The sequence below is a fragment of the Actinomadura sp. NEAU-AAG7 genome, assembly GCF_018603865.1.
In the GTDB taxonomy this organism is placed as follows: domain Bacteria; phylum Actinomycetota; class Actinomycetes; order Streptosporangiales; family Streptosporangiaceae; genus Spirillospora; species Spirillospora litoris.
Map to the genome: position 1 here is coordinate 447993 of NZ_JAHFZY010000004.1, position 25777 is coordinate 473769.

General features: G+C 74.3%; 23 protein-coding genes. 15 read left to right on the forward strand and 8 right to left on the reverse strand.

What is annotated here, in order from left to right:
* Positions 1-23: 23 nt before the first annotated feature.
* From KLI87_RS21105 to KLI87_RS21135, 7 genes are all read left to right on the forward strand, one after another.
* Entirely contained in the window at positions 24-1007 is a 984-nt protein-coding gene (locus KLI87_RS21105; RefSeq protein WP_156219536.1) for a type II secretion system F family protein, read from the forward strand.
* Positions 1004-1921, forward strand: a complete 918-nt coding sequence (locus KLI87_RS21110; protein ID WP_214618360.1) for a type II secretion system F family protein — start codon at positions 1004-1006, stop codon at positions 1919-1921. The genes KLI87_RS21105 and KLI87_RS21110 overlap by 4 nt, the downstream gene beginning before the upstream one ends.
* Positions 1922-1958: 37 nt before the next feature.
* Positions 1959-2180 (forward strand): Flp family type IVb pilin, encoded by a 222-nt coding sequence (locus KLI87_RS21115; protein WP_156219535.1) that lies wholly within the window; start codon positions 1959-1961, stop codon positions 2178-2180.
* Between the two features lie 5 nt (positions 2181-2185).
* Positions 2186-2644, forward strand: coding sequence for a pilus assembly protein (locus tag KLI87_RS21120; protein WP_308166097.1), 459 nt, complete (start codon positions 2186-2188; stop codon positions 2642-2644).
* Positions 2641-3114, forward strand: coding sequence for a TadE family protein (locus KLI87_RS21125; RefSeq protein ID WP_250904069.1), 474 nt, complete (start codon positions 2641-2643; stop codon positions 3112-3114). The genes KLI87_RS21120 and KLI87_RS21125 overlap by 4 nt, the downstream gene beginning before the upstream one ends.
* Positions 3114-3563, forward strand: coding sequence for a TadE/TadG family type IV pilus assembly protein (locus KLI87_RS21130; RefSeq protein ID WP_250904070.1), 450 nt, complete (start codon positions 3114-3116; stop codon positions 3561-3563). The genes KLI87_RS21125 and KLI87_RS21130 overlap by 1 nt, the downstream gene beginning before the upstream one ends.
* 94 nt (positions 3564-3657) lie before the next feature.
* Positions 3658-6681 (forward strand): BTAD domain-containing putative transcriptional regulator, encoded by a 3024-nt coding sequence (locus tag KLI87_RS21135; RefSeq protein ID WP_214618361.1) that lies wholly within the window; start codon positions 3658-3660, stop codon positions 6679-6681.
* A gap of 15 nt (positions 6682-6696) precedes the next feature.
* On the opposite strand, the gene KLI87_RS21140 is transcribed toward KLI87_RS21135, so the two are convergent.
* The 4 genes from KLI87_RS21140 to KLI87_RS21155 form a co-directional block, all read right to left on the reverse strand.
* Positions 6697-7884: a YncE family protein gene (locus KLI87_RS21140; RefSeq protein WP_214618362.1), complete on the reverse strand. Its 1188-nt coding sequence runs from the start codon at positions 7882-7884 to the stop codon at positions 6697-6699.
* Between the two features lie 172 nt (positions 7885-8056).
* A complete protein-coding gene (locus tag KLI87_RS21145; RefSeq protein WP_156219532.1) occupies positions 8057-9127 on the reverse strand; it encodes an NYN domain-containing protein in 1071 nt (356 codons plus the stop codon).
* A gap of 137 nt (positions 9128-9264) precedes the next feature.
* Positions 9265-9513, reverse strand: coding sequence for an acyl-CoA carboxylase subunit epsilon (locus KLI87_RS21150; protein WP_308166098.1), 249 nt, complete (start codon positions 9511-9513; stop codon positions 9265-9267).
* Between the two features lie 19 nt (positions 9514-9532).
* On the reverse strand, positions 9533-11125 hold the full coding sequence (locus tag KLI87_RS21155) for an acyl-CoA carboxylase subunit beta (protein ID WP_156219530.1): 1593 nt from the start codon (positions 11123-11125) through the stop codon (positions 9533-9535).
* Between the two features lie 162 nt (positions 11126-11287).
* Between KLI87_RS21155 and KLI87_RS21160 the strand changes: the two genes are divergently transcribed.
* Positions 11288-13882 carry a phosphoenolpyruvate carboxylase gene (locus KLI87_RS21160; protein ID WP_214618599.1) on the forward strand — a complete coding sequence of 865 codons (2595 nt, stop codon included), beginning with the start codon at positions 11288-11290 and terminating at the stop codon, positions 13880-13882.
* Entirely contained in the window at positions 13882-14325 is a 444-nt protein-coding gene (locus KLI87_RS21165; protein ID WP_156219529.1) for a GNAT family N-acetyltransferase, read from the forward strand. Before KLI87_RS21160 ends, KLI87_RS21165 begins: the two co-directional genes overlap by 1 nt.
* Here KLI87_RS21165 and KLI87_RS21170 read toward each other — a convergent pair.
* Complete coding sequence (locus KLI87_RS21170; RefSeq protein ID WP_156219528.1) at positions 14322-15092, reverse strand: enoyl-CoA hydratase/isomerase family protein; 771 nt, start codon at positions 15090-15092, stop codon at positions 14322-14324. The two genes, KLI87_RS21165 and KLI87_RS21170, sit on opposite strands and share 4 nt — an antisense overlap.
* A 241-nt stretch (positions 15093-15333) precedes the next feature.
* On the opposite strand from KLI87_RS21170, the gene KLI87_RS21175 reads away from it, so the two are divergent.
* Positions 15334-16176, forward strand: coding sequence for a biotin--[acetyl-CoA-carboxylase] ligase (locus KLI87_RS21175; RefSeq protein ID WP_156219527.1), 843 nt, complete (start codon positions 15334-15336; stop codon positions 16174-16176).
* Between the two features lie 107 nt (positions 16177-16283).
* Positions 16284-17297, forward strand: coding sequence for an adenylate/guanylate cyclase domain-containing protein (locus tag KLI87_RS21180; protein ID WP_214618363.1), 1014 nt, complete (start codon positions 16284-16286; stop codon positions 17295-17297).
* A gap of 56 nt (positions 17298-17353) precedes the next feature.
* On the opposite strand, the gene bfr is transcribed toward KLI87_RS21180, so the two are convergent.
* Positions 17354-17851, reverse strand: coding sequence for a bacterioferritin (gene bfr / locus KLI87_RS21185; RefSeq protein WP_156219525.1), 498 nt, complete (start codon positions 17849-17851; stop codon positions 17354-17356).
* Between the two features lie 106 nt (positions 17852-17957).
* Positions 17958-18317 carry a bacterioferritin-associated ferredoxin gene (locus KLI87_RS21190; protein ID WP_214618364.1) on the reverse strand — a complete coding sequence of 120 codons (360 nt, stop codon included), beginning with the start codon at positions 18315-18317 and terminating at the stop codon, positions 17958-17960.
* A 371-nt stretch (positions 18318-18688) separates the two neighbouring features.
* Between KLI87_RS21190 and treY the strand changes: the two genes are divergently transcribed.
* From treY to KLI87_RS21210, 4 genes are all read left to right on the forward strand, one after another.
* On the forward strand, positions 18689-20953 hold the full coding sequence (treY, locus tag KLI87_RS21195) for a malto-oligosyltrehalose synthase (RefSeq protein WP_214618365.1): 2265 nt from the start codon (positions 18689-18691) through the stop codon (positions 20951-20953).
* A 47-nt stretch (positions 20954-21000) separates the two neighbouring features.
* Positions 21001-22743, forward strand: a complete 1743-nt coding sequence (gene treZ, locus KLI87_RS21200) for a malto-oligosyltrehalose trehalohydrolase (RefSeq protein ID WP_308166099.1) — start codon at positions 21001-21003, stop codon at positions 22741-22743.
* A gap of 174 nt (positions 22744-22917) precedes the next feature.
* Positions 22918-23589: a response regulator transcription factor gene (locus tag KLI87_RS21205; protein ID WP_026402549.1), complete on the forward strand. Its 672-nt coding sequence runs from the start codon at positions 22918-22920 to the stop codon at positions 23587-23589.
* Positions 23590-23685: 96 nt separating this feature from the next.
* Entirely contained in the window at positions 23686-24963 is a 1278-nt protein-coding gene (locus KLI87_RS21210) for an ATP-binding protein (protein WP_156219523.1), read from the forward strand.
* Positions 24964-24995: 32 nt separating this feature from the next.
* On the opposite strand, the gene KLI87_RS21215 is transcribed toward KLI87_RS21210, so the two are convergent.
* Entirely contained in the window at positions 24996-25613 is a 618-nt protein-coding gene (locus KLI87_RS21215) for a GtrA family protein (protein ID WP_214618367.1), read from the reverse strand.
* Between the last annotated feature and the right edge of the window lie 164 nt (positions 25614-25777).

Sequence of the window (25777 nt, forward strand, 5' to 3'; positions counted from 1 at the left end):
CCCGGTCGAAGCGGAGGCCGGTGATGGGCACGCCGGACGTGATGTTCGCCGTCATCGCGGGCTCCGTGGCCGGCGGCGGGATCGTGCTGCTGGTCCTCGCGCTGCGCGGGCTGCCGGTGCGGACGCGCCCGGTGCGCGGGCGCAGCCGCGAGGAACTCGTCCGCACGCTGACCACCCGGACGGCCGTCGCGGTCATCACCGGGGCGGCGGTGCTGGTGGTGACCCGCTGGCCGATCGCCGCCGCCGGGACGGGCGTGCTCGTCCTCGGCTGGGACGGCCTCGCGGGCGGCGCCGCCGAGGAGCGCCGGGGCATGGCGCGGCTGGAGGCGCTCGCCGCGTGGACCGAGTCGCTGCGCGACACGATCGCGGGCGCGGTCGGGCTCGAACAGGCCATCCCCGCCTCGCAGCGCGCCGCCGCGCCCGCCATCGCGCAGCCGCTGCGCGGGCTGGTCGACCGGCTGCACACCCGCGTCCCGATGCCGGACGCGCTGCGCCGGTTCGCCGACGACCTGAACGACCCGTCCGCCGACCTCGTGATCGCGGCGCTGGTGCTGAACGCGAAGCTGCGCGGCCCCGGCCTGCGCGACATGCTCGGCGCGCTCGCGAACTCCGCCCGCGCCGAGCTGGACATGCGGCGCCGCGTCGAGGCCGACCGGCGCTCCACCCGGCGCAGCGTCCGCATCGTCGTCGGCGTCTCGGTCGGGACGGCGCTCGGCCTCGCCGTGTTCAACCACTCCTACGTCGAGCCCTATGACGACTTCCTCGGGCAGCTCGTCCTGTGCGTGGTCGTCGCGCTGTACGCGGCGGCGTTCCTGTGGCTGCGGCGGCTGGCGAAGTACGAGCTGCCCGGACGGTTCCTCAGCGAGCCGCGCAGGGCCCAGCCGGGCGTGCCCGGCGAGGTGCCGAGCACGGTCGCGGGCTGGCAGGGCGCCGCGTCCGCGACGGGCTCGCAGGAGCTCCCGCTGCGCGGCCGGCACACCATGGACGCGGGCGGAGGCGGCTCGTGACCGGCGCGATGGTCGCCGGGGCGATCATCGGCGGCGGCCTGTACCTGCTGGTCAGGGCGCTGTTCCCGGCGCGTCCCGGGCTCGCCGCGCGGATGGCGGCGCTGGACGCGGCGCGCCGCCGCGACCTGGAGGAGGCCCAGGCCGGGCGCGCGTCCCCGACGCTGGAGCGGGTCGGCGGGACGCGCGCGAAGGTCGGCCGCGAGCTGGTCCGGTTCTGCGAGGCGCGCGGCTGGAAGCTCCGCTCGATCCGCGCCGACCTCGCGATCACCGAGCGGTCGCTGGAGGGGTTCCTCGCGACCAAGTTCCTGCTGCCCTCGGCGGCGCTGCTGTTCATCCCGGTGCTCGTCGCGTGGTTCACGCTGCTCGGGCTCGGCTCGTCGGTGCAGGTCCCCGCGTGGGTGGGGCTGCTGTTCGCGCTCGTGTTCTTCTTCCTCCCCGACATGCAGCTCCGGCAGGAGGCGCAGGCCCGCCGCCAGGACTTCCGGCATGTCGTGGGAGCGTTCCTCGACCTGGTCTCGATGAACCTCGCGGGCGGGCGCGGCGTCCCCGAGGCGCTGATGACCGCCTCGAACGTCGGCGAGGGCTGGGCGATGCACCGCATCCGCGACGCGCTCGGCAACGCCCGCATCACCGGCCAGACCCCCTGGCAGGCCCTCGGCCGCCTCGGCGACGACCTCGACGTCGCCGAGCTGCGCGACCTCGCGGGGGCGCTCGCGCTCGTCGCCGATGACGGCGCGCAGATCCGCAAGTCGCTGGCCGCGCGCGCCGCCTCGATGCGCAGCCGCGAGCTGTCGGACCTGGAGGGCAAGGCCGGCGAGCGGTCCCAGTCGATGCTGGTCGCGCAGCTGTTCCTGTGCGCCGGATTCCTGATCTTCCTGGCCTACCCGGCCCTCATGCGGGTGCTCGCCTCATGACGCCCGCCCGACCCCGCGACCTCCTGGAGGTGCCACGATGAGTCCGCTCAACCCCCTGAACGACCCGTCCGTTCTCTACCTGAGAGCCGTGCTCGGCGCCCGGCTGGCGCGGCTGCGCTCGCGGGAGGAGCGCGGGCGCGGCGCGTCCGCCATCGAATGGGCGATCATCACCGCGATCCTCGCGCTGATCGCGATCACGATCGGCGCGGTGATCCAGAAGAAGATCACGGAGAAGGCCGACAGCATCAAGACGGGCTGACCGCCGTGCGGCCCCGCACGCGCAGGCTGCGCGAGTCGCGGCGGCGGATCCGGTCCGACTCCGGGGTGTCGTCGATGGAGTGGGCGCTGCTCACGCCGATCCTCATCTTCGTGATGCTCGCCGTCGTGCAGTTCGCGATGGTCTACCACGCGCGGCACGTCGCGCTCGCCGCCGCGCAGTCGGGCGCCCGCGTCGCCCGCACGCAGCCGGTCGGCGGCGGGTGGCAGGACGCGGCGTCCCGGCAGGCCGAGGGCGACGTCCGCAAGGTCGGCCCCAACCTGCTCGGCGGCCTCCAGGTGCGGACCGGCGAGGAGGACGACGAGCGCTGGGTCGAGGTGAGCGGCGAGGCGGTCCGCGTGATCCCGTTCATGACGTTCCACGTGTCGCAGCGCTCGCGCGGGCCGATCGAGTGCTTCCGCCCGGACGTCGGCGACGGCGTCGCCTGCCAGGAGTCCGCACGATGATCCGCCTGCCCCGGGCCGTCCGCGAGCGCGGCTCGATGTCGCTGGAGATGGTGCTGGTCACCCCGCTGTTCGTCGCGTTCCTGCTGTTCCTGGCGGGCGCCGGGCGGATGGTGGACGCCCAGAGCCAGGTGGACGGCGCCGCGCGGGACGGTGCGCGCGCCGCGTCCATCGCCCGCAGCGCCCCGTCCGCGCAGGACCTCGCGGAGGAGGCGGCCACGGCGGGCCTGCGCGGCCACGACTGGTGCTCGGGCGGGCCCTCCGTCAGCACCGACGTGCGGGACTGGCGGCCGGGCGGCCGCGTCGAGGTCACGATCATCTGCGACGTCGACCTCGGCGACCTGTCGTTCATCGGGCTCCCCGGGTCCAAGCGGCTCCAGGGGCGCGCGCTCGCGCCCGTCGACACCTACACCTTCCGGGGCGGCGACGGCGAGGGCGAGGGCGGCGACGGCGACGGCGGGGTCGATCCCTGATGATGAGGGCACTGCGCCGCCGGGTCGCCGCGCCGCGTCGCGGGCGCGGGTCCGTCGCGATGTACGTCGTGCTGTTCACCCCGGTCGTGTTCATGCTCGCGGGTCTGCTCGTGGACGGCGGGCTCGCGATCCACGCCCGGCAGCGCGCCGCCGACATGGCCGAGCAGGCGGCCCGCGCGGGCGCCAACGAGATCGACACCGCGGCGCTGCGCGACACGGGCAAGCCCGTGCTCGCGCCGGACCGGGCCCGCGCCGCCGCGTGCGACCTGCTCGACGTCTACCGCGACCAGGTCGCCGCGTCCCGCTGCGACGCCGACGAGGGGGAGGTCTCGGTGACCGTCGAGATCCGCGTCGAACCCCAGTTCCTCGGCATCATCCCCGGTTTCGGGGCGTTCCAGATGTCCTCCAGCGCGACGGCCCATCCCGTCACGGGAGGCGACGACCGATGACTCGCGTGTCTACGATTGGTACGGCGACGTCCAGGGACCGGCGAACGGCGGCGACGCGATGGTGACAGGGCACGGGCGGAGGACGCCCCAACGGATGACGCCCCCGCGCGGGCGGCGGCGCAGCGCGGGCGATGTCGCGGCGGGCATCGGCGCGATGCTCGCGCTGGCGGCGCTGGTCGGCGGCGTCCCCTACGCGCTGCTGACGTTCTTCGGCTCGGCGCTCCCCGACGGGATGCCCGCCGCGTCCGACCTCACGCACCGGCTCGGGCCGGGCGCGCTCATCACGGTGCTGGTCGTGCTGGTGTGGCTCGCCTGGGCCCAGCTCACCGCGTGCGTGGTCGTCGAGGTGTACGCGGGGATCCGGGGCGTCGGCGTGCCCGCGCGGGTGCCGCTCGCGGGCGGGACGCAGTCGCTCGTCCACCGGCTCGTGGTGACGGCGCTGCTGCTGTTCACCGCGACGTCGGTCATCATGCCCGCGTTCTCGGGCGGCGGCGGGCTGACGCAGCAGCGCGCGGCGGCTGCGGCGCGACCGCAGGCCCAGCCGCAGGCGCAGGAGTTCCACCGGGTCGCGGACGCGCCGGAGCGCCCGGCGGCGGCGCCCGGCGACGTCGCGGAGCCGCTCACCGCGAGCCCCGCGGAGAACCGCACCACCAAGATCTACCGGGTGCAGCCGCCGGAGGGCCGCCACCACGAGAGCCTCTGGGAGATCGCGGAGAAGTGCCTCGGGGACGGGCGCCGCTACCAGGAGATCCACGACCTCAACAAGAACCGCGTCCAGCCGGACGGCAGCAGGCTCACGCACGCCAGCCTGATCCGCCCCGGCTGGGTGCTGGAGATGCCGGCGGACGCCAGGGGCGCCAAGGTCATCCCCCTCCAGGACCTGGACGAGTACTACCGCTACGGGCACGCCGTCCCCGACAAGGACCCGGCCCCTTCCAAGCCCGCGCCTTCCAAGCCCGCGCCCTCCAAGCCCGCCCCGGCCAAGCCCGCGCCCGCGCGGCCTCCCGCGTCGCACGCCCCCGCTCCGCAGACCCCGGCACCGCACACCCCGGCACCGCACACTCCAGCACCGCAGACCCCGGGGCAGCAGGGCCCCGCCCAGCAGCACGCCGATCCGCGGCGGATGCCGCCCGCGGGCGGCGGCGCGGACGGGCCGTCCGGCGAGATGACCGGCGGGGCCGGGAGCGGCGGCGCGTCGGTCCCCGGCCGGAACTCCTCGGCGCAGGAGCACGACGGCTCGTTCGACCTCGGCTGGCCGCACGGGCTCGCGGCCGCCTCGCTGCTGGCCGCGGGGCTGCTGACCGTGCTCGGGCGGCGGCGCCGCGTCCAGATGTGGAACCGCGCGTTCGGGCACATGGCCGTCCGGCCGGAGGGGGCGGCGGCGGAGGTCGAGCGGGCGCTGCGCCTGGGCGCCGACGCGTCCGCCGCGCGGCTCCTCGACCTCGGGCTGCGGCACCTGTCGAAGTCCATGGCCGCCGGGGGCCGCGCGCTGCCCACCGTCTACGGCGTGCACCTCGGCGTCGAGAGCCTGGACCTGTGGATCGCGCCCGCCGACCGCAACCCGCCCGCGCCCTGGCAGGCGTTCGACGACGGCCAGGTGTGGCGGCTGCGCGCGGAGGACCTGGACGCCGTCGAGGCGGCCGACCCCGCCGCCGGGGCGGGCGACGTGCTCGCCCCCTATCCCGGGCTCGTGTCGATCGGCACGAACGACAACGGCCGCATCCTCGTCGACCTGGAGGCCGCGCACGGCCTGATCGCGCTGCGCGGCCCCGCCGACACCCGCCGCGCCGCGCTCGCCGCGATCGCGCTGGAGCTGGCCACCAACCGCTGGTCCGACCACATGCGGATCACGCTCGTCGGGTTCGGGACGGAGTTCGGCGAGGGCATGGCGGAGATCGCGCCCGACCGGATCCGCGCCGTCCCGAACCTCGCCGACGCGATGCCGGAGCTGGAGGGCCGCACCGAGGAGGTGCGGCAGGCGCTCGCCGCCTCCGGCGTCGACTCCGTCCTCACCGGGCGGAGCCGGGGCGTGTTCGGCGAGGCGTGGATGCCGCACTACCTGATCATGGCGGACCCGCCGTCGGAGCAGGAGGCCGACCGGCTGGTCGCGCTGGCCCGCACCGGCACCCGGATGGCGGCGGGCTACATCGTCCCCGGCGAGGTGCAGGGCGCCACCTGGACGTGGGACATCGACGCCGCCGGGCGCCTGCACGCCGGAGTCCTCGGCTTCCAGGTCGCCGCGCAGCTCGTCCCGGAGGAGCACTACCACGGTGTGTTCGAGCTGTTCCGGACCGCCGGGCGGCTCGACGCGGTGCCGCTGCCCGAGCCGGCCGGCGGCGAGGAGCCGCCCGCCGCGCAGCGGTCCTCGGCGCAGGTGCGGCTGCTCGGCCCGATCGAGGTCGAGGCGCCCGGGCCGATGGACGAGGACCGCCGCGACCTGTGCACCGAGCTGCTGGTCTACCTCGCCGCGCATCCGAACGGCGTGCACCCGACCGTGCTGGCCGGCGCGATCTGGCCGCGCGGGGTGACCGCAGCCGTCCGCGACGCGTCCGTGGCGCGCGTGTCGGACTGGCTCGGCCGCGACACGCGCGGCCGCCCGAACCTGTACTACGACGACCGGGGGCGGATCAAGCTGGGCTCGGAGGTCCGCGTCGACCTCGCGGTGTTCCGCTGGCTGGTGTGGCGGTCGGCGGCCGAGCCCGCCTCCGAGGCCGCCTACATGTCCTACGCGCTGGACCTCGTGCGCGGCCCGCTGCTCGCCGACCGCCCGCGCGGCCGCTACTCCTGGCTGGCCTCGCACGACCTGGAGTACGAGGCGGCGGCGCGGGTCGTGGACGTCGCGCACCGGCTCGTCGTGCTGCGGCTGGACGAGGGCGACCCGCACGGCGCGGTCGGCGCCGCCCGCGCCGGGCTGCGGCTCGCGCCCGACGACGAGGGCCTGTGGCGCGACCTGCTCCGCGCGACCCACGCGTCCGGTGACGTCGCGCAGATCGGGGTCATCGTGGACGAGATGCGCTCCCGGATCGCCCACGACCCGATGTTCGGCGGGCTCCAGCCCGAGACGGAGGCGCTGGTCGAGGAGCTCCTGCCAGGCTGGCACCGCGTCGGCTCCCGCTGACCCACCGGCGCCGGCTCACCGGTACAGGCCGGTGCCGCCGAGCGAGTACCGCCCCGGCTGCGGGTGGACGAGCAGCGCCGACGGGCGTCCGCCCACCCATACCTGGCGGAGCGTCCGGCCCGTCCGGGTGGACACGGCGTAGACCATGCCGGCGGCGTCGGCGAGCCACAGCTCCGCGCCGTCCGCCGAGAGGCCGCCCGGCGCGGGTGAGCCGCCGCGCGGCAGCGGCCAGCGCGCGGCGACGCCGCCTCCGGCGAGGTCGAGCGCGGTCAGCGCGGCGTCGCCGACGACGAACAGGCGCCGCGCGTCCCGGTCGAGCGCGAGGCCCCGCGCGCCCGGCCCGGTCGGCACGAACCCGGGCGGCCCGACCGTCGGCCGGGCGGCGATCACCCACACCCCGCCCCTGGCCGGGTCGGCGACGTAGAAGCGCGCACCGTCGGGGGAGAGGCGCAGGTCACCGGGCCGCGCGCCGTCCGGCAGCCGGATGGTCCCGGTGACCTGGCGGCGCGCGACGTCCACCCGGAGGAGCCGCCCCGCTCCTGCGCAGCTCGCGAGGAGGGACGCCCCGTCCGGGGTGAAGTCGGCGTGTGCGGCCGCGCAGGGCAGCGGCACCGAGAGGCGGGGGCGCATCGTGCGCGGGTCGCGGACGTCGAGCCGCCGCGCCCGCCCGGCGAGGACGAGCGCGTCCCGCTCGTCCGGGGTGAAGTAGAGGCCGGCGGGTTCGGTGGCGGCGACCGCGCGGCCCCGCGCGCCGCTGCGCGGGCCGACCGGCGTCAGCGTCCCGTGCGCGAGGTCGGTCGCCCACAGCCGCCGCAGGTCGAAGGACGGGACGACCCGCGCGGTGGCCGGGCCCGCGCCGATCCGCTGGACGATCCGCGCCGTCACCGGGTCGATGACGTCGATCACCGGCCCGTTCGCGACGTAGAGCCGCACCGGCGAGGTGCTCGGCCGGACCGGCGCACCGCCGGTCGCGCCGCCGCCGAGCGGTGGCGAGGGCAGGGGCGCCTCCGGATCCGGGGCGCCCGTGGCGGCGGGCGGCCTCGTCCGGACGTAGGGCGCGGCCCCGCCGAGGTCCACCACCGGGCCGTCCGCCGGCCCCTCCCCCGGCGGGTGGAACGGGACGGGCGACTCGCATCCGGCGAGTGCCGCGGCCACGACCAGCACGCCCACGGCGAGCGCGGCGGCAGGTGATCGTCGTCGCATGCGCGGGTCCCCCTTCCCGGCGGGGACTGTACCGGCGCACGACTCCGCGTGTCCGAGTAATCGCAAGACGTGTCGGCGTGCGGGCGGCGGGCAGGCGGCGGGCAGGCGGCGGGCAGGCGGCGGGCAGGCGGCGGGCAGGGCGCGGTCGCGGCGGCCGCGACGCCCCGCCGGGTCAGTCGGACTTGCCGATCCCGATGCCGAACTCGCGGTAGACGCGCTCCCAGAAGCCGTCCCGCAGCCAGGTGCGGGCCTCCTGGTAGGGGCGCAGCGACCCGCCGAGCTCCTTCTCCGCCTCGATCAGCAGCTCCTTGTCGATGACGGGCGGCAGGATCGGCCCCGGCAGCAGGTCGCGGATGTTGTCGCGGCCCCGCTCGAAGATCCACTTCTGTGCGACATGCTCGCCGATCTCCAGCATGTGGTCGCGGTCGGGGCCGAGCTTGCCGTCGGAGGCGGCGGCAGCGGCGTTGTTCATCGACGCGGCGACGGTGGCGGGCGTCGCGGGGGCCGCGCCCACCGGGACGGGGGTGCGCGCGGGCGCCGGGGCCGGCTTGATCGCCGGGGGGCGTCCTGCGAACACCTGCGACGGCGAGGGGACGGCGGGCGTGGCGCGCTGCGCGGCGGCGGCGTCGGCGGCGTCCCGGACGGCGGCGGCGGTGCCGGGCGCGGGGACGGGCAGCACCTTGGCCTTGGTGAAGTAGGGGCGCAGGAAGTCGGCGGGCAGCACCTCGACCGTGTCGGACTCCCACACCAGCCACTCGGCCTGGTTCGAGCCGTGCGTCGGCTCGACCCCCCACAGGTGCACGCGGACGCCGTAGCGCTGCGCGGCCTCCACGGCGGGCAGCATGTCCTCGTCGCCGGCGAGCAGCACCGCGTCGGTGATCGCGCGGTGCCGGGCGAGGGCCTCCAGGTCGGCGCGGAGCTGGGCGTCCACGCCCTTCTGCTGGCCCTGCGCGTTCAGGTTGCCCAGGCGCAGCTTCACCAGCGGCAGGTTGGCGATGACCCGCTGGTCGACGGTCGGCTGCCGCTTGGGCGCGGCGTCGAACCAGTAGACGCGCAGCAGCTCGCCGAGCAGCTTGTCGTCGGCATGGCTGGTCAGCGCCTTGATCAGCTTCTCGGCGGCGACCCGGTACTCGCGCCGTGAACCGCAGCCGAGCAGCAGGGCCCCGGAGGCCGCGTAGAGGTATCCCGCGTCGACGAATATGGCGTATCGCGCGGGCTGTGGGACGAACTCCGAGGTGGCCATGGCCTTCCACCTTATTCGTGCCGGAGCCCTCACTGGGCGCGAACCACGGTTACATGTCCCTAGGCGCCGTCACCTCGCGTGCCCGTGAGGTGCCGAGATCCCCCTTGTCGTCCCCTCGCCGTCCCCCGGTGCCGTGCTCAGCGCGGTAGTGCGGCGGCCTTCCAGGCGCCGGGGCCGCGCGGGGTGGCCACCCCGGCCGCCGTCCCCCGGACGAGCCGGGAGCGGTCGGCCCAGCGGGAGGGCCGCGGCGTGTCGGCGCCGTCCGGCGCCTGGGCGGAGGCCCGCGCGCGGGCGGTCAGCACGGCGACGAGCGCCGCGACCTCCTCGGCGGACGGCTCACCCCGCACGATCTGGAGGAACGGCCGCTCGGGCCTGTCGTCGCTCACCGGAACCCCCTCGGAACGGTCACAGTGGGATGTTCCCATGCTTCTTGGGCGGCAGCGTCCGGCGCTTCTCCCGGAGTGCCCGCAGCGCCCGCACGACCTGCCCGCGCGTCTCCGACGGCTTGATCACGTTGTCGACGTAGCCGCGCTCGGCGGCGATGTAGGGGTTGGCGAGCGTGTCCTCGTACTCGGTGACCAGCTCGGCGCGGCGGGCGTCGGGGTCGTCGGCGGCGGCCAGCTCGCGCCGGTACAGGATGTTGACCGCGCCCTGCGCGCCCATCACGGCGATCTGCGCGGTCGGCCAGGCGAGGTTGACGTCGGCGCCGAGGTGCTTGGAGCCCATGACGTCGTAGGCGCCGCCGTACGCCTTCCGCGTGATCACCGTGACCAGCGGGACGGTCGCCTCGGCGTAGGCGTACAGCAGCTTCGCGCCGCGCCGGATGATCCCGTTCCATTCCTGGTCGGTGCCGGGGAGGAAGCCGGGGACGTCCACGAACGTCAGCACGGGGATGTTGAACGCGTCGCACGTCCGGACGAACCGGGCGGCCTTCTCGGAGGCGGCGATGTCGAGCGTCCCGGCGAACTGCATCGGCTGGTTCGCCACGACGCCGACCGAGTGGCCCTCGACCCGCCCGAACCCGACGATGATGTTGGGCGCGAACTTCTCCTGGACCTCAAGGAACTCGCCGTCGTCCAGCACGTGCTCGATGGCGGTGTGCATGTCGTAGGGCTGGTTCGGCGAGTCGGGGATGAGGGCGTCGAGCTCCTCGTCCAGCTCGGACGGGTCGGCGGGGGCGTCGAACACCGGCGCGTCGGACAGGTTGTTGGACGGCAGGTAGGACAGCAGCGCCTTGACGTAGCCGATCGCGTCGTCCTCGTCCGAGCCCTGGTAGTGCGCCACCCCGGACCGGGAGTTGTGCGAGTGCGCGCCGCCCAGCTCCTCCATGCTCACCTCCTCCCCGGTGACCGTCCTGATCACGTCGGGGCCGGTGATGAACATGTGGGAGGTCTTGTCGACCATGACGATGAAGTCGGTGATCGCGGGGGAGTACACGGCGCCGCCCGCGCACGGGCCCATGACCAGCGAGATCTGCGGGATCACGCCGGAGGCGTGCACGTTGCGCTTGAAGATCTCGGCGTAGAGGCCGAGCGCGACCACGCCCTCCTGGATCCGCGCGCCGCCGGAGTCGTTGATGCCGATGACCGGGCAGCCGACCTTCACCGCGTGGTCCATGACCTTGCAGATCTTCTCGCCGAACACCTCGCCGAGCGAGCCGCCGGAGACGGTGAAGTCCTGGCTGAAGACCGCGACCGGGCGCCCGTCGACGGTGCCGTGCCCGGTGACCACCCCGTCGCCGTAGGGGCGGTCCTTCTCCATCCCGAAGTTGGTGGAGCGGTGCCGCGCCATCTCGTCGAACTCGACGAACGAGCCCTCGTCCAGCAGCGCGGCGACCCGTTCGCGGGCCGTCATCTTGCCCTTGGCGTGCTGCTTCTCGACGGCGCGCGCGGACCCGGCGTGCACCGCCTGGGACCGCCGCCGCTCCAGGTCCGCGATCTTGCCCGCGGTCGTGTGGACGTCGGGGGCCGCCGAGGGGTCAGGGGCTTGCATCGCCATGCGCGCCAGAGTAACCGCACGGGCGGACCGGGCCCGTCCCGGGGGTGTGGGGGCGCCCCCACAGGAGCCGGGAGCGGTGCCCGGGGTCCGGCGGGGCGGGCCGGGCGGCCCGCTCACTACGCTGGGCGGGTGGCTAAGACACGTGACATCCTCCGCCAGGACATGCCGGAACCGCTGCGCCGCGACGTCCGGCTGCTGGGCGCGATGCTCGGCGACGGCCTGGTCGAGTACGGCGGCCAGGAGTTGCTGGACGACGTCGAGCGGCTCCGCCGGGCCGTGATCGCCGCCCGCCGGGGCGAGACGGGCATCGAGGAGGTCGCGGCGCTCGTCGACGGCTGGACGCTGGAACGTGCCGAGCAGGTGGCCCGCGCGTTCACCGTGTACTTCCACCTCACCAACCTGGCGGAGGAGCACCACCGCATCCGGACCCTGCGGGAACGCGACACCGGCGGCGCCGTCCCCGGGTCGGTCGCCGCGGCCGTGGAGGAGATCCGCGCCTCGTCCGCCGACGGGCGGCTCGCCGAGGTCATCGAGGGCCTGGAGTTCCGCCCGGTCTTCACCGCGCACCCGACCGAGGCCCGCCGCCGCGCCGTCGTCACCGCCATCCAGCGGATCAGCGATTTGCTCACCGGGCTGAACGCGGGGCCCGGCGCGGGCGAGCGCGAGGAGGCCGAGCGGCGGCTCCGCGAGGAGATCGACCTGCTCTGGCGGACGGCGCTGCGCCGGGGCACCCAGATGGACCCGCTGGACGAGGTCCGCACCGCGATGGCCGCGTTCGACGAGACGATCTTCCGGGTCGTCCCGGAGGTCTACCGGTCGCTCGACCGGGCGCTGGAGGGCGACGGCACCGGCACCCGCCCCCCGATGGCCCGCCCCTACCTGCGGTTCGGGAGCTGGATCGGCGGCGACCGCGACGGCAACCCGTACGTGACCGCCCAGGTCACCCGGGACGCGGTCATGATCCAGTCCGAGCACGTCCTGCGCGCCCTTGAGGCCGCGTGCGCCCGGGTGGGGCGGGAGCTGACCGTGCACGAGGCCACGACCCCGGCCTCGCCCGCGCTGCGCGAGGCCCTCGCCGCCGCGCGCACCGCCCAGCCCGCCCGGATCGAGGAGATGACCAAGCGGTCGCCGGGGGAGCCGCACCGCCAGTTCCTGCTCTACGCCGCCGCGCGCGTCGCGGCGACCCGCGTCCGCGACGCCGACCTCGCCTACGCCTCCCCGGACGACCTCCTCGCCGACCTGCGGACCGTCCAGGACTCCCTCGCCGAGGCGGGCGCGGCCCGCCAGGCCTACGGGCGCGTCCAGCAGCTCATCTGGCAGGTCGAGACGTTCGGCTTCCACCTGGCCGAACTGGAGATCCGCCAGCACTCCGAACTGCACGCCAAGGCCCTCGCCGAGGTGGACGGCGGCGGCGAGCAGAGCGAGACGACCCAGGAGATCCTCGACACGCTCCGCGTCGTCGCGTGGATCCAGCGGCGCTTCGGCGTCCGGGCCTGCCACCGCTACATCGTGTCGTTCACCCGGTCCGCCGAGGACATCGCGAACGTGCACGCGCTCGCCGCCTCGCTCGGCGACGGCGCCCCCGTCCTCGACGTGATCCCGCTGTTCGAGACCGGCGAGGACCTGGAACGCGCCCCGCACGTCCTCGACGGCATGCTGGAGATCCCCGCCGTCCGGCGCCGGCTGGAGGAGACGGGACGCCGGCTGGAGGTCATGCTCGGCTACTCCGACTCCGCCAAGCAGCTCGGCCCGGCCAGCGCCACCCTCCGCCTCTACGACACGCAGGAGGCCCTCACCGCGTGGGCCGCGCACCACGACGTGAGGCTGACGCTCTTCCACGGCCGCGGCGGCTCGCTCGGCCGCGGCGGGGGCCCCGCCAACCGCGCGATCCTCGCGCAGGCGCCCGGTTCGGTCGCGGGCCGCTTCAAGGTCACCGAGCAGGGCGAGGTCATCTTCGCCCGCTACGGCCACCCGCAGATCGCGCGCCGCCACGTCGAGCAGGTGACCAGCGCCGTGCTGCTGGCCTCCACCGGCGCCGTCCAGGACCGCGCCCGCGACGCCGCCGCCCGGTTCCGCCCGCTCGCCGACAAGATCGGCGAGGCGGCCAAGGCGTCGTTCCGGGCGCTGATCGAGTCCGAGGGCTTCGCGTCCTGGTTCGCGCGGGTCAGCCCGCTGGAGGAGATCGCCGAACTGCGCATCGGCTCCCGCCCCGCCCGCCGCAAGGCCGCCCGCGGCCTGGAGGACCTGCGCGCCATCCCCTGGGTGTTCGCGTGGACGCAGACCCGCGTCAACCTCCCCGGCTGGTACGGGCTCGGCAGCGGCCTCGCGGCCGTCTCGGGCGACGGCCGCGACCTCGCCGAACTCCGCGAGGCCTACGAGGCGTGGCCGCTGTTCAACACTTTGCTGGACAACGCCGAGATGAGCCTCGCGAAGTCCGACCGCGCGATCGCCGAGCGCTACCTGGCCCTCGGCGAGCGCCCGGAGCTGTCGGAGGCCGTGCTCGCCGAGTACGACCGCACCCGCTCGCTCGTCCTCGCGGTCACCGGTCACGACCGGCTGCTGGAGAACCGCCGCGTGCTGTCGCGCGCCGTCGAACTGCGCAACCCCTATGTGGACGCGCTGTCGCTGCTGCAACTGCGCGCGCTGTCCGCGCTGCGCTCCGGCGACGTCACCGACGAGGGCGAGCGCGCCCATCTGGAGGCCCTGCTCCTGCTCTCGGTGAACGGTGTCGCCGCCGGGCTCCAGAACACCGGCTGATGGCGACGATCAGAGCCGCCGCCCCGGACGACCGCGCCCGCGTGGAGCGGATCGTCCAGGCCGCCTACGCGCCCTGGGTCGAGGTCATCGGCGCCCGCCCGCTGCCGATGGACGCCGACTACGCCGCGCTGATCGACGCGGGGAACGTCTTCGTCACGGGCGAAGGCCCCGACGGCCTGATCGTCCTCGTGCCCGAGGACGGCGTGCTGCTGGTGGAGAACGTCGCCGTCGCCCCCGACCGGCACGGCCGGGGCATCGGCCGCAGCCTGCTGGCCTTCGCCGAGGACCACGCGCGCAACCTGGGGCTCCCCGCGCTGCGCCTGTACACCAACGAGCTGATGACCAGGAACATCGCGCTGTACGAGTCGCTCGGCTACCTCCCCGGCGGACGCGAGGACATCGGCGGCCGCCACGTCGTCCACCTGGCGAAGACGCTGGACTAGGACCAGTTCGGCGTCCGCTTCTCGTTGAACGCCGCGATGCCCTCCCGGCGGTCGGGGGAGAACGCCGCCGTGCGCCAGGCGTTCTCCTCCAGGTCGAGCGCGGCGTCGAGCCCCACGCCCCCGCCGAGCCGCATGGCCCGCTTCGCGGCGCGGACGGCGGTGGGCGAGTTCCGCGCGATCCGCCCGGCGATCGCGAGGGCCTCCTCGCGCGCCGTCCCGGCGGCCACCCGGTGGTCGGCGAGCCCGTACGCCACGGCCTCGTCTATCTTCACGCGCCGCCCGGTGAACACCAGGTCGGCGGCCCGCCCGGGGCCGAGCCTGCGCAGCGCGAGCTGCGTCCCGCCCCCGCCCGGCACGAGCCCGACGCCCACCTCGGGCAGCCCGAACACGGCGGTCTCGTCCGCGACGATCATGTCGGCCGACAGCGCGAACTCGCACCCGCCTCCGAGCGCGTACCCGTGCACCGCCGCGACCACCGGCTGCGGCAGCCCGAGCACCCCGCCGAACGCGGCCCGGAACACCGGCCGCTGCGCGTAGATCTCCGCGTCGCTCATCCCGTTGCGCTCCTTGAGGTCGGCCCCCACACAGAACGCCTTCTCGCCCGCCGCCGAGAGCACCACGGCCCGCACGGACGGGTCGTCCGCGACCTCCCGGCACACCGCCGCCAACCGCCGGGCCATGGCCGTGGACAAGGCGTTCAACGCCTCAGGCCGGTCCAGCACGATCTCCACCACATGCCCGTCCCGCGCAACGCTCACACCGTCCATGCCCCGCACCCTAATCGCACCGCGGACAGGACCACCGGCAGCAGGGACCCCAGCCACGCGACGACCAGGAACCGTCGCGATCGCGTCCGAAGGCAGGTACGAGCGAAGCGAGGACCTGATCGCGCAGCGAGCCGCCAGGCGAGTTCGGAGCGATGCCAGCGATCGCACGCATTGCCCGTTGAAGGAGGGAGCGCCAGCGACCGACGCCGAGGGCAATGCAACAACACGGCAGTATGAACCCATGAGCTCATATGGGGATCTCGACCGGCCGCCGCTGCACGAGGGGGCGTTGCGGGGGGCGCTCGTCCGGCCGGGCGGGCTGTGGCGGGACGTGCGGGTGGTGCCCGAGACGGGATCGACCAACGCCGATCTCGCGGCGGCGGCCGGGGGCGGGGCGCCGGAGGGGACGGTGCTGGTCACCGAGGTGCAGACCGCCGGGCGCGGGCGGCTCGGACGGCGGTGGGCGGCGCCGCCGAGGTCGGGGCTGATGTTCTCGGTGCTGCTGCGGCCCGAGGTGCCCGCGTCCTCGCTCGGGTGGGTGCCGCTGCTGGCGGGGGTGGCGGTGGTCACGGCCGTCCGGCGGATGACCGCGTTCTCGGAGTCCTCGGGCGAGGGCGGCGACGTGGCGGTGGACGCGCGGCTGAAGTGGCCGAACGACCTGCTGGTCGGGGACCGGAAGCTGGCGGGGATCCTGGCGGAGAAGGCCGGGGACGCGCTCGTCGTGGGGGTCGGCCTGAACGTGGGGCTGCGGGAGTCCGAGCTGCCGGTGCCGACGGCCACGTCCCTGGCGATCGAGGGCGCGCCGCTGAGCGACCGGGCGCCGCTGCTGCGCTCGATCCTGCGCGGGTTCGAGACCTGGTACCGGGAGTGGACGGCGCTGGGCGGCGACCCGGAGACCAGCGGCCTGCGCACCGCCTACAAGGACCTGTGCGTGACGCTCGGCCGGGAGGTCCGGGTCGAGATGCCCGGAGGCGGGACCCTGAGCGGGACGGCGCGCGACATCGACGGCTCCGGCCGCCTCGTCGTGGACGGCCCGCGCGGGGAGACGACGGTCAGCGCGGGGGACGTCGTCCACGTTCGGTGAACATTGGTGGGAACACCCGACAGCCTCCGGATCTGCACGGATATATCGTGGTGCCGGGTCATATCGTCGCAGGCGGGGCCCATGCCGGTGGACTGAGGGGCGGGCGGATGGCAGCGGGATTGCCGGATCCGAAGGAGATCGAAGAGCTCCTGCTCGGTGGCGAGCTGCGCTACACGCGGGTCGACGCCGTCCGGCTGTCGGGGGTCACCCGGGAGTTCTCCGGGCGGCTGTGGCGGGCGTTCGGGTACCCGTCGATGCCCGACGACGCCATCGCCTACACCGAGGGTGACATCTCGGCGCTGTGCCGCATCCGGGAGCTGATGGAGGAGGGGGTCCTCGACGAGGACGGCGTGATCCGGCTCGTCCGGGCGTTCGGGCAGACGATGACGCGGCTCGCCGAGTGGCAGGTGAACCTGCTGCGGGGGATGCTCGCGCCGGAGCCGGGGGAGCAGGCGTCCGAGAGCGCCCTGAACACCATCGTGGACATCGCCGAGCGGCACATCGGCGAGTTCGAGCCGCTGGTGGTGCACGCGTGGCGGCGGCAGCTCGCGGCGGCGGGGACGCGCGCGATGGCGGCGGCGGCCACCCGGGCGGGCGGTGATCCCTCCGGGCGTCCGATGACCACGGTCGGGTTCGCCGACATGGTGTCGTTCACGCAGGTCAGCCGGGAGCTGGAGGAGATCGAGCTGGCCCGGGTCGTGGAGTGGTTCGAGGAGACCGCCGCCGACATCATCGCCACCTGCGGCGGGCGGCTGGTCAAGACGCTCGGCGACGAGGTGCTGTTCAGCGCGGAGACGCCGCGGGTCGGCGCGGAGATCGCGTTGACGGTCGCGGCGGCCATCCAGGACGAGACCGAGGTGCCCGACGTCCGGGTCGGCGTGGCCTACGGGCCCGTCCTGCCGCTGATGGGGGACGTGTTCGGCACGACGGTGAACCTCGCGGCGCGGCTGACCTCGCTCGCCCGGCCGGGCTCGGTGATGATCGACTCGGAGCTGGCGGCGCGGCTGGAGGAGGACCCGGCGTATGAGGTGACGCGGATCGTCCGGCGCCCGGTGCGGGGCCTCGGGATCATCCAGCCCTACGTCCTGCGCCGCAACCCCAAACCCCCGGACGGCGTCTGAACCGGCCCGGGTGAGGCGACGCGCGGCCGCGTGCCCCACCGGGACGGCGCGGCTGTCTAGACGGGGCTGGGGCCGCCCTCGCCGGGGGCGTCGGTGAGGCGCTGGAGGTAGTTCTGCTCGCCGAGGGCCCGGACGAGCCCGATCTCGGTCTCCAGGTAGTCGATGTGCTGCTCCTCGTCGGCGAGGATGTCCTCGAAGATCCGCGCGGAGGTGACGTCGCCGCGCGAGCGCATCAGGTCGATGCCGGGGCGCAGCCGGGCCACGGCCTCCAGTTCGACCTGGAGGTCGGCTTCGAGCTGCTCGAAGACGGTCTGGCCGATCCGCAGCGTGCCGAGCTTCTGGTAGTTCGGCAGCCCCTCCAGGAACAGGATCCGGTCGGTGAGCCGCTCGGCGTGCCGCATCTCGTCGATGGACTCGTCCCGGGTGTGCTTCGCGATCCGCGTGTAGCCCCAGTTCTCCTGCATCTTGGAGTGCAGGAAGTACTGGTTGATGGCGGTCAGCTCGGCCGTGAGCTGCTCGTTCAGCAGCGCGATGATGTCCTTGTCGCCTTCCATATCGCCCCATGCTTCCACGCCGCGCGACCGGTGGACAGCACTGACCCCCGCACGGCGCGTGTCCGCCCCGGTGACGGGCGGGCCGTGCGGGTGCCGGAGACCGGGCTCAGGCGGCTGTGGGCGGCGCCGCTCCCCTCTTGCCGCGCTCGGGCTCCGACGCGATCGACTCCGCCGCGATCGGCCCCGGCACGGTGGTCTCGGGGACGGTGGTCTCCGGGACGGCGGTGAGGGGGTGCGGCCCGCCGGTGAGGGCGTCCGCGAGATCGCTCGCGGTGCGGAACTCGCTCACCATGGCGTGGATCCGCTTGGTGCAGGAGCCGCAACCGGGCAACATGCCGCAGGCCGCCTTGACATCCTTGGCCGAGGTGCAGGCGCCGCCCGCCATGCAGCCGTACACGTCGTCCTCGGTGACGGCGTTGCAGATGCAGACGTACATGCCGGTGGGGGTACCTCCCGTGCGGGCCATCAGGCGATCCTGTGGGCCCCTGACCTGCGGCGTTAGGGCCCCCTCAATAAGGTTAGGCTCCCCTAAGGTAACCCACGCTTGTCGGTTCTGGCCAGGGGGCCCCTGACCGGTGTGAGCCACCCCTCACGGGGAAGGGCTTCCGTCGCATCGGACGGAAGGGTGGGACATTGGCTCAGCTCCGCCGTGCCGTGTCTGACGGCGCCCCCGCCGCCGCGGTGCCCGCCCCCGAGGCGCCCCTCCCCGGCGAACCGCTCCCCGGCGAACCGCTCCCCGATGAACCGCTCCCCGATGAACCGGTGCCCGGCGCGCCGCTCCCCGACGCGCCGCTCCCGCACCGACCGCTCCCCGACGAAAAACCCCCAGAGGAAATCGTGTCCGAGGAACACACGGCCGAGGAGGCCGTCGCGGCGGAGGAACACTTCACCGCGCCCCCGTCCGGAACGTACCGGCTCCAGCTCCGCGGCACGCCGGAGGGCCGTTTCGGCTTCGCCGAGGCCGCCGCGCTCGCCCCCTATCTCGCGGCGCTCGGCGTGTCGCACGTGTACCTGTCGCCGATCTCGCAGGCGGCGCCCGGGTCCGCGCACGGCTACGACGTCGTCGACCACACCCGGCTGTCGGAGGAACTGGGCGGCCCCGAGGCGTTCGGCGCGATGGCCGCCCGCTTCCGCGCGCACGGGCTGCGCCTGCTCGTGGACGTCGTCCCCAACCACATGGCCTTCCCCGAGCGCCGCGACCTGAGCCCGGCGCTCGCCGACGTGCTCGCGCGGGGGCCGGAGTCCGCGCACGCGGCGTGGTTCGACGTCGACTGGGACGCGGGCGGCGGACGCCTCGTCCCGCCCGGGGAGGGGGAGCCGAACTTCCGCCGGTTCTTCGACATCTCCGGGCTGATCGGGCTCCGCCAGGAGGACCCGGAGGTGTTCGAGCGGACGCACGGGCTGCCGCGCGAGCTGATCGAGGAGGGCCTGGTCGACGGCCTCCGCGTGGACCACCCCGACGGGCTCGCCGATCCGCGCGGCTATCTGCGGCGACTGGCCGAGGTCGCGCCGGAGGGCTGGATCGTCGTCGAGAAGATCACCGAGGGCGAGGAGCGGCTCCCGCCGGACTGGCCCTGCGCGGGCACCACCGGCTACGACTCGCTCGGGATGGTCGGCGGCCTGTTCGTCGACCCGGACGGGGAGAAGCCGCTCACCGACCTGTACGCGTCGCTGACCGGCGGCCCGGACACGTTCGCGGGCGTCGCGCGCGGCGGCCGGCTGCACGCCGCCAGGCACGCCCTGAAGCCCGAGGTCGACCGGCTCGTGCGCGTCCTGCGCCGGGTCGCCGGGACGGACCGTCCGGGCCTTGAGCGGGCGCTGGTCGAGCTCCTCGTGGAAATGCCCGTCTACCGCGCGTACGTCGTGCCCGGCGAGGACGCGCCCCAGCGGGCCGTGGACGTCCTGGAGGAGGCCGCCAACCGCGCCCGCCTCCACCTCCCCCGGGAGCTGCACGGCGACCTGGAGACGCTCGTGGACCTGGCCCTGGGCCGGGGCGAGGTCTCCGACGCCGAGTTCATCGTCCGGTTCCAGCAGACGACGGCGCCGCTGGCGGCCAAGGGCGTGGAGGACACCGCATTCTACCGGTGGAACCGCATGGCCGCTCTGAACGAGGTGGGCGGCGACCCGGGGCGCTTCTCCGTCGGCCAGGCGGACTTCCACTCGCACTGCATACGGCTCGCGCGCGACTGGCCGCTGACGATGACGACGCTGTCCACGCACGACACCAAGCGCGAGGAGGACGTGCGCGCATGGCTGGCCGTCCTGGCGGAGCTTCCGGGTGAGTGGGCCGAGGCCGTCGACCGGTGGTGGAACTGGTGGGGGCCGGGCGCCTCGCCCATGGAACCGGATCTGGAGTACCTGTTCTGGCAGACGCTCGTCGGCGCGTGGCCGCTCACCCCCGACCGGCTGACGGAGTACCTCACCAAGGCGATGCGCGAGGCGAAGACGAGCACCTCCTGGATCGACCAGGACCCCGCCTACGAGGAGGCCGTCCTCACGTACGCGCGGCGCGTGCTGGCCGACCCCGACCTGCTCACCGACCTGACGTCGTTCGTGCGGCGGCTCGCCCCCTACGCGCGGGTGAACACGCTCGGGCAGAAGCTCGTGCAGCTCGCCATGCCGGGCGTCCCGGACGTCTACCAGGGCTGCGAGCTGACCGGCCTCGCGCTCGTCGACCCCGACAACCGGCGGCCGGTCGACTACGGGCGGCGCCGCGAGAAGCTGCTCCGGCTCGACACCGGGCGGCGGCCGAAGGAGGTGGACGACGAGAAGCTCCTGGTCACCTCCCGGACGCTGCGGCTGCGCCGGTCCCGGCCCGGCTGGTTCGGCCCCGGCTCGCGGCACGAGCCCGTCGCCGCGCGCGGGCCCGCCGCCGACCACGTCGTGGCGTTCGCCCGGGGCGAGGCGGTCGTGGTCGCGACCCGGCTGCCGGTCGGGCTGGAGCGGCGCGGCGGCTGGGCCGGGACGACCCTGGACGTCGGAAGCGTGGGCTGGCGCGACGTCCTGACCGGCGCCACGCTGTGGGGCCCGGAACTGGAGGCCGCCGACCTGTTCGCGCACCTGCCCGTGGCGCTGCTCGTTCCGCGGGCGATCGACAGATGAGCGCAGTTACCGGGGGGTGTGGGGGGTCTTCCCCTCGCAAGGGACAGGTGAGGTTCGAGGTGTGGGCACCGGCGGCCGGACGCGTCGCCGTGACGGCGGCCGGTGCCCCGCATCCCATGGCCGCCGTGGAGGGCCGTCCCGGCTGGTGGTTCGCCGACGTCCCGTCGGCCGGGCACGGCACCGACTACGGCTTCCTGCTGGACGGCGCGGAGAAGGCGCTGCCGGATCCGCGTTCCCGGTGGCAGCCGCATGGCGTGCACGGTCTGAGCCGCGTCTACGACCACGACCGCTTCGCATGGACCGACCACCGCTGGCATGGACGCCCGCTCCCCGGCAGCGTCCTCTACGAGCTGCACGTGGGCACGTTCACCCCCGAAGGCACCTTCGACGCGGCCACCGAACACCTGAACCACCTGGCCGCCCTGGGGGTGGACGCCGTGGAACTGCTCCCGGTCGCGTCCTTCCCGGGGCGGCACGGCTGGGGATACGACGGCGTTCACCTGTGGGCGCCGCACGAGCCCTATGGCGGCCCCGACGGGCTGAAGCGCTTCGTCGACGCCGCGCACGCGCACGGCATCGCCGTCGTCCTGGACGTCGTCTACAACCACCTGGGCCCGGACGGGAACCGCCTGGCGTCCTACGGCCCGTACTTCACCGCCGCGCACACCACGCCCTGGGGCGAGGCGGTGAACTTCGACCAGGAGGGCTCGGACGAGGTCCGCGCCTTCGCCGTCCAGAACGCGCTGATGTGGCTCCGCGACTTCCATCTGGACGGGCTCCGCCTGGACGCCGTCCACGCCATCAGCGACCAGAGCGCCGTCCACGTCCTGGAGGAGATGACCCGCGAGGTGGACGCGCTCTCCGCGCACCTGGGACGGGAACTGTTCCTCATCGCCGAATCCGATCTGAACGACCCGCGTCTGGTGACCTCCAGGGAAGCGGGCGGTTATGGCCTCGACGCGCAATGGAATGACGATTTCCACCATGCCCTGCATGCGGCGCTCACCGGAGAACGGCAGGGCTATTACTGCGACTTCGGTTCGATGGAGACCCTGGAGAAGGCCCTGACAAAGGTCTTCGTGCACGACGGGACGATGTCGTCCTACCGGGGGCGGCACCACGGCCGCCCCGTGGACCTCCGAACGACGCCCGCGCACAGGTTCGTGGGCTTCCTCCAGAACCACGACCAGGTCGGCAACCGCGCGTCCGGCGACCGCGTCGGCGCGTCGCTCCCGCCGGACCTCCTCAAGATCGGCGCGGCCCTGCTGCTGCTCGCGCCGTACACGCCGATGATCTTCATGGGCGAGGAGTGGGGCGCCTCCACCCCCTGGTGCTACTTCACCGACCACCGCGACCCGGACCTCGCCCGCGCGGTGAGCGAGGGGCGCCGCCGGGAGTTCGCCCGGCACGGCTGGGCGGACGACGTCCCCGATCCACAGGCTGTGGAAACCTTCCGCCGGTCGGTGCTCGACTGGTCCGAGCCCGCCGCGCGGCCGCACCGCGAGATGCTCGAATGGCACCGCGCGCTGATCACGCTCCGCCGTGCGAGACCGGAGCTGAACGACCCCTCCGCGCCCGCCGTCGAGACCGGCGACCGCTGGCTCACGATGCGGCGCGGCGGCGTCCACCTCGCCGCCAACCTGGGCGAACGTCCGGTCCGCCTCGACGTCCCCGGCGGCCGGCTGCTGCTGGCCTCGAACCCGGCGATCGACCTTCAACCGGACGTCAACGGCGATTCCCGGACCGTCACGCTGGCCCTTCCCGGCACCTGCGTCGCGGTACTCGGCTGACCGCACGGCACCACCACGGCGACCACGCGCCACAAGGGCGGCGGGCGACTTGACGGCAACATCCCGGTTCAGCCGGGAATAGTGGTGTTCGAGGATGTACTACGAGTGGCAAACCGCAGGTCAAGAGCGCGGCGGCGACCGGGCAATGTTCAAGAATGGTCATACGATCGGTCCATGACCTCAGTACTGCTCGCCGAGGACGACACGTCCATCTCCGAGCCTCTCGCCCGCGCGCTCCGCCGCGAGGGGTACACCGTCGAAGTCAGCCCGGACGGACCGCAGGCCCTGGAGCGGGCGCTCGGCGGCGGTGTGGACCTCATCGTCCTGGACCTGGGCCTGCCCGAGCTGGACGGCCTCGAAGTGGCCCGCCGGGTGCGTGCCGAGGGGCATGGCGTCCCCATACTGATCCTGACCGCCCGCGCCGACGAGGTCGACACCGTCGTCGGCCTGGACGCGGGCGCCGACGACTACGTGACCAAGCCGTTCCGGCTGGCCGAACTGCTCGCCCGGGTGCGGGCGCTGCTGCGCCGCGGCAGCACCGAGACGCCGATCGTCCAGGGGGTGCGGATCGACGCCGAGTCGCGCCGCGCCTGGATGGGCGAGCAGGAGCTCCAGCTCACCACCAAGGAGTTCGACCTGCTGCGCGTCCTCGTCCGCGACGCGGGCAAGGTCGTGACCCGCGAACAGATCATGCGCGAGGTGTGGGACACCAACTGGTGGGGTTCCACCAAGACCCTCGACATGCACATTTCCTGGCTGCGCCGCAAGCTCGGCGACGACGCCGGCAGCCCCCGCTACATCACCACGGTGCGGGGCGTCGGCTTCCGGTTCGAACGCGGCGACTAGTCCCCGCCGCCACGGCCGGCGGCGGCACCCCGGGCCTTCCCGAGAGGCCCGGGGCGGTGTTCGCGCGGCCGTGGCCACACCCTCCAAGGAGCCCTGATGAGGCGCCGACTCCTGCTGTCGACGCTCGCGGTGGCGGTCGTCGCGATACTGCTGCTCGGCATCCCCCTCGCCTTCGCCACCCGAAAGCTCATCTACGAGGAGGCCGGGCAGGCGCTGAACCGGGAGGCCGTCTCCATCGTCGGCGGCGTCGGCTACAGCCTGCAGACCCGCCAGCCCCTCACCGGCGACAAGATCGCCCAGGAGTACCCGGGCCGTGACATCGTCATCACGCTGCCCGACGGCCGGACGATCGTCGCGGGAGGCCGTCCCGACGCCTCCGAGCGGATGCTCACCGCCGCCGCGTCCGGCGGGAACGTGCGGGTGCGGGTGTACCGCCCCGCCGCCGAGGTGCAGGACGAGTCGCTCCGGCTGCTCGCGCTGATCGGCAGCCTCGCGCTGTTCGGCGTCGCCGTCACGGTCGGGCTCGCGATGTTCCAGGCCCGCAAGCTGACGCTCCCGCTGATCGACCTCGCCGAGACCGCCGACCGGCTCGGCACCGGCAACGCGCGCCCGCGCCGCCGCCGCTACGGCATCCCCGAGGTCGACCGCGTCGCCGAGGTGCTGGACCGCAGCGCCGTCCGGATCGCCGACCTGCTGGCCGCCAGCCGCGAGTTCGCCTCCGACGCCAGCCACCAGCTCCGCACCCCGCTGACCGCGCTGTCGATGCGGCTGGAGGAGATGATCGACGCCGCCGACTACCCCGACGTCGTCCGGGAGGAGGGCGTCGCGGCGGTCGCGCAGGCCGAGCGGCTCGTCGCGGTCGTCGAGCAGTTGCTCGCCCGCGCCCGCCACGACCGCACCGGCGGCGCCGTCGCGTCCCCGGTCGACGACATCATCGCCCAGCAGGTCGAGGAGTGGCGGCCGATCTTTCGCCGGGACGGGCGCGACGTCCGGATGACCGGCGAGCAGGGCCTGGTCGGCGTCACCAACCCCGAGGGCCTCTCCCAGATCGTCGCGACGCTGCTGGACAACTCGCTCATGCACGGCTCCGGCACCGTCACGATCAACACCAAGCCGGGCGCCGGATCGGTGGTCGTCGAGGTCGGCGACGAGGGCGCCGGGATCGCGCCCGAACTGGAGCCCCGCATCTTCGAGCGCAGCGTCAGCGGCGGCAAGGGCACCGGGCTCGGGCTCTACCTCGCCCGCTCGCTGGCCGCCGTGGACGGGGGACGGCTGGAACTCGTCCAGGCCCGTCCGGCGGTGTTCGGGGTGTTCCTCCGCCAGGCGACCGACGCGCGGCTCGCGTCCGAACGGGTGGTCATCGGCCCCGCGTGAGACCCGCGGCCCGCGTGAGACCCGCGGCGGCCTCAGTTGCCCGGGGTGACCTGGGCGTAGTCCTCGGCGGGGTGGGCGTCGAGCGGGTGCCCGAGCCGGGGGGAGGCGGCGTCGCGGCCGCCCGCCCGGTGCGCGCCGGGCCGCCCGTCGGGCACCTCGCCGCGGGAGGGGTCGTGCGGCGCCTCGGGCAGCCCCGAGGCCGGGTCGACCTGCGGCGCGCTCGTCGGCAGGAACACCCACTTCTTGTACGACCAGAAGCGGAACAGCGTGGCGACCCCGGTGCCGATCACCAGCGAGACGTTGTAGGGCAGCGCGCCGGACATGTCCAGCACGTAGCGGGTGAAGCCGATGAACAGCTCGGTGATCACCAGCCCGATCCCGTTCAGCGCGAAGAACAGCACGTACTCGCGGGTCAGGCCGGTGCGGTCGCGGTGCCGGAACGTCCAGTAGCGGTTCGCCAGGTAGGAGAACGTGGTGGCGACGACCGTGGCGATGCCGTTGGAGGTCAGCGGGCCCATGCCGAGGCCGGTGTGCAGGACGTTGCCGAGCGCGACAGTGATCACGAACGCGATGGCGCCCACGCTGCCGAACTTCGCGAGCTCGCGCACCAGGTGCGCGAACCGCCGTTGGAGATTGGCGACCAGGCTCACGAAACGGAACCGTCCCTTCCGGACTTGGACTTCGGCCAGGGAGCAGCGGCGGAGGCGCCGCTCCCACCGCGGAGGTATGACGAGGATAGACGCACGGGACCCCAGTGGCGTCGGAACATGAACGTTTCAGGCCGTCCGTGCGGTTCCCTCCCCGCTGTCCGGCC

Bases quoted from the DNA above. Each gene is read 5' to 3' on its own strand.
- KLI87_RS21105 (WP_156219536.1), top strand. From the start codon at position 24: ATGGGCACGCCGGACGTGATGTTCGCCGTCATCGCGGGCTCCGTGGCC.
- KLI87_RS21115 (WP_156219535.1), top strand. From the start codon at position 1,959: ATGAGTCCGCTCAACCCCCTGAACGACCCGTCCGTTCTCTACCTGAGA.
- KLI87_RS21125 (WP_250904069.1), top strand. From the start codon at position 2,641: ATGATCCGCCTGCCCCGGGCCGTCCGCGAGCGCGGCTCGATGTCGCTG.
- KLI87_RS21130 (WP_250904070.1), top strand. From the start codon at position 3,114: ATGATGAGGGCACTGCGCCGCCGGGTCGCCGCGCCGCGTCGCGGGCGC.
- KLI87_RS21135 (WP_214618361.1), top strand. From the start codon at position 3,658: ATGACGCCCCCGCGCGGGCGGCGGCGCAGCGCGGGCGATGTCGCGGCG.
- KLI87_RS21140 (WP_214618362.1), bottom strand. From the start codon at position 7,884: ATGCGACGACGATCACCTGCCGCCGCGCTCGCCGTGGGCGTGCTGGTC.
- KLI87_RS21145 (WP_156219532.1), bottom strand. From the start codon at position 9,127: ATGGCCACCTCGGAGTTCGTCCCACAGCCCGCGCGATACGCCATATTC.
- KLI87_RS21155 (WP_156219530.1), bottom strand. From the start codon at position 11,125: ATGGCGATGCAAGCCCCTGACCCCTCGGCGGCCCCCGACGTCCACACG.
- KLI87_RS21160 (WP_214618599.1), top strand. From the start codon at position 11,288: ATGCCGGAACCGCTGCGCCGCGACGTCCGGCTGCTGGGCGCGATGCTC.
- KLI87_RS21165 (WP_156219529.1), top strand. From the start codon at position 13,882: ATGGCGACGATCAGAGCCGCCGCCCCGGACGACCGCGCCCGCGTGGAG.
- KLI87_RS21170 (WP_156219528.1), bottom strand. From the start codon at position 15,092: ATGGACGGTGTGAGCGTTGCGCGGGACGGGCATGTGGTGGAGATCGTG.
- KLI87_RS21175 (WP_156219527.1), top strand. From the start codon at position 15,334: ATGAGCTCATATGGGGATCTCGACCGGCCGCCGCTGCACGAGGGGGCG.
- KLI87_RS21180 (WP_214618363.1), top strand. From the start codon at position 16,284: ATGGCAGCGGGATTGCCGGATCCGAAGGAGATCGAAGAGCTCCTGCTC.
- bfr (WP_156219525.1), bottom strand. From the start codon at position 17,851: ATGGAAGGCGACAAGGACATCATCGCGCTGCTGAACGAGCAGCTCACG.
- KLI87_RS21190 (WP_214618364.1), bottom strand. From the start codon at position 18,317: ATGGCCCGCACGGGAGGTACCCCCACCGGCATGTACGTCTGCATCTGC.
- KLI87_RS21205 (WP_026402549.1), top strand. From the start codon at position 22,918: ATGACCTCAGTACTGCTCGCCGAGGACGACACGTCCATCTCCGAGCCT.
- KLI87_RS21210 (WP_156219523.1), top strand. From the start codon at position 23,686: ATGAGGCGCCGACTCCTGCTGTCGACGCTCGCGGTGGCGGTCGTCGCG.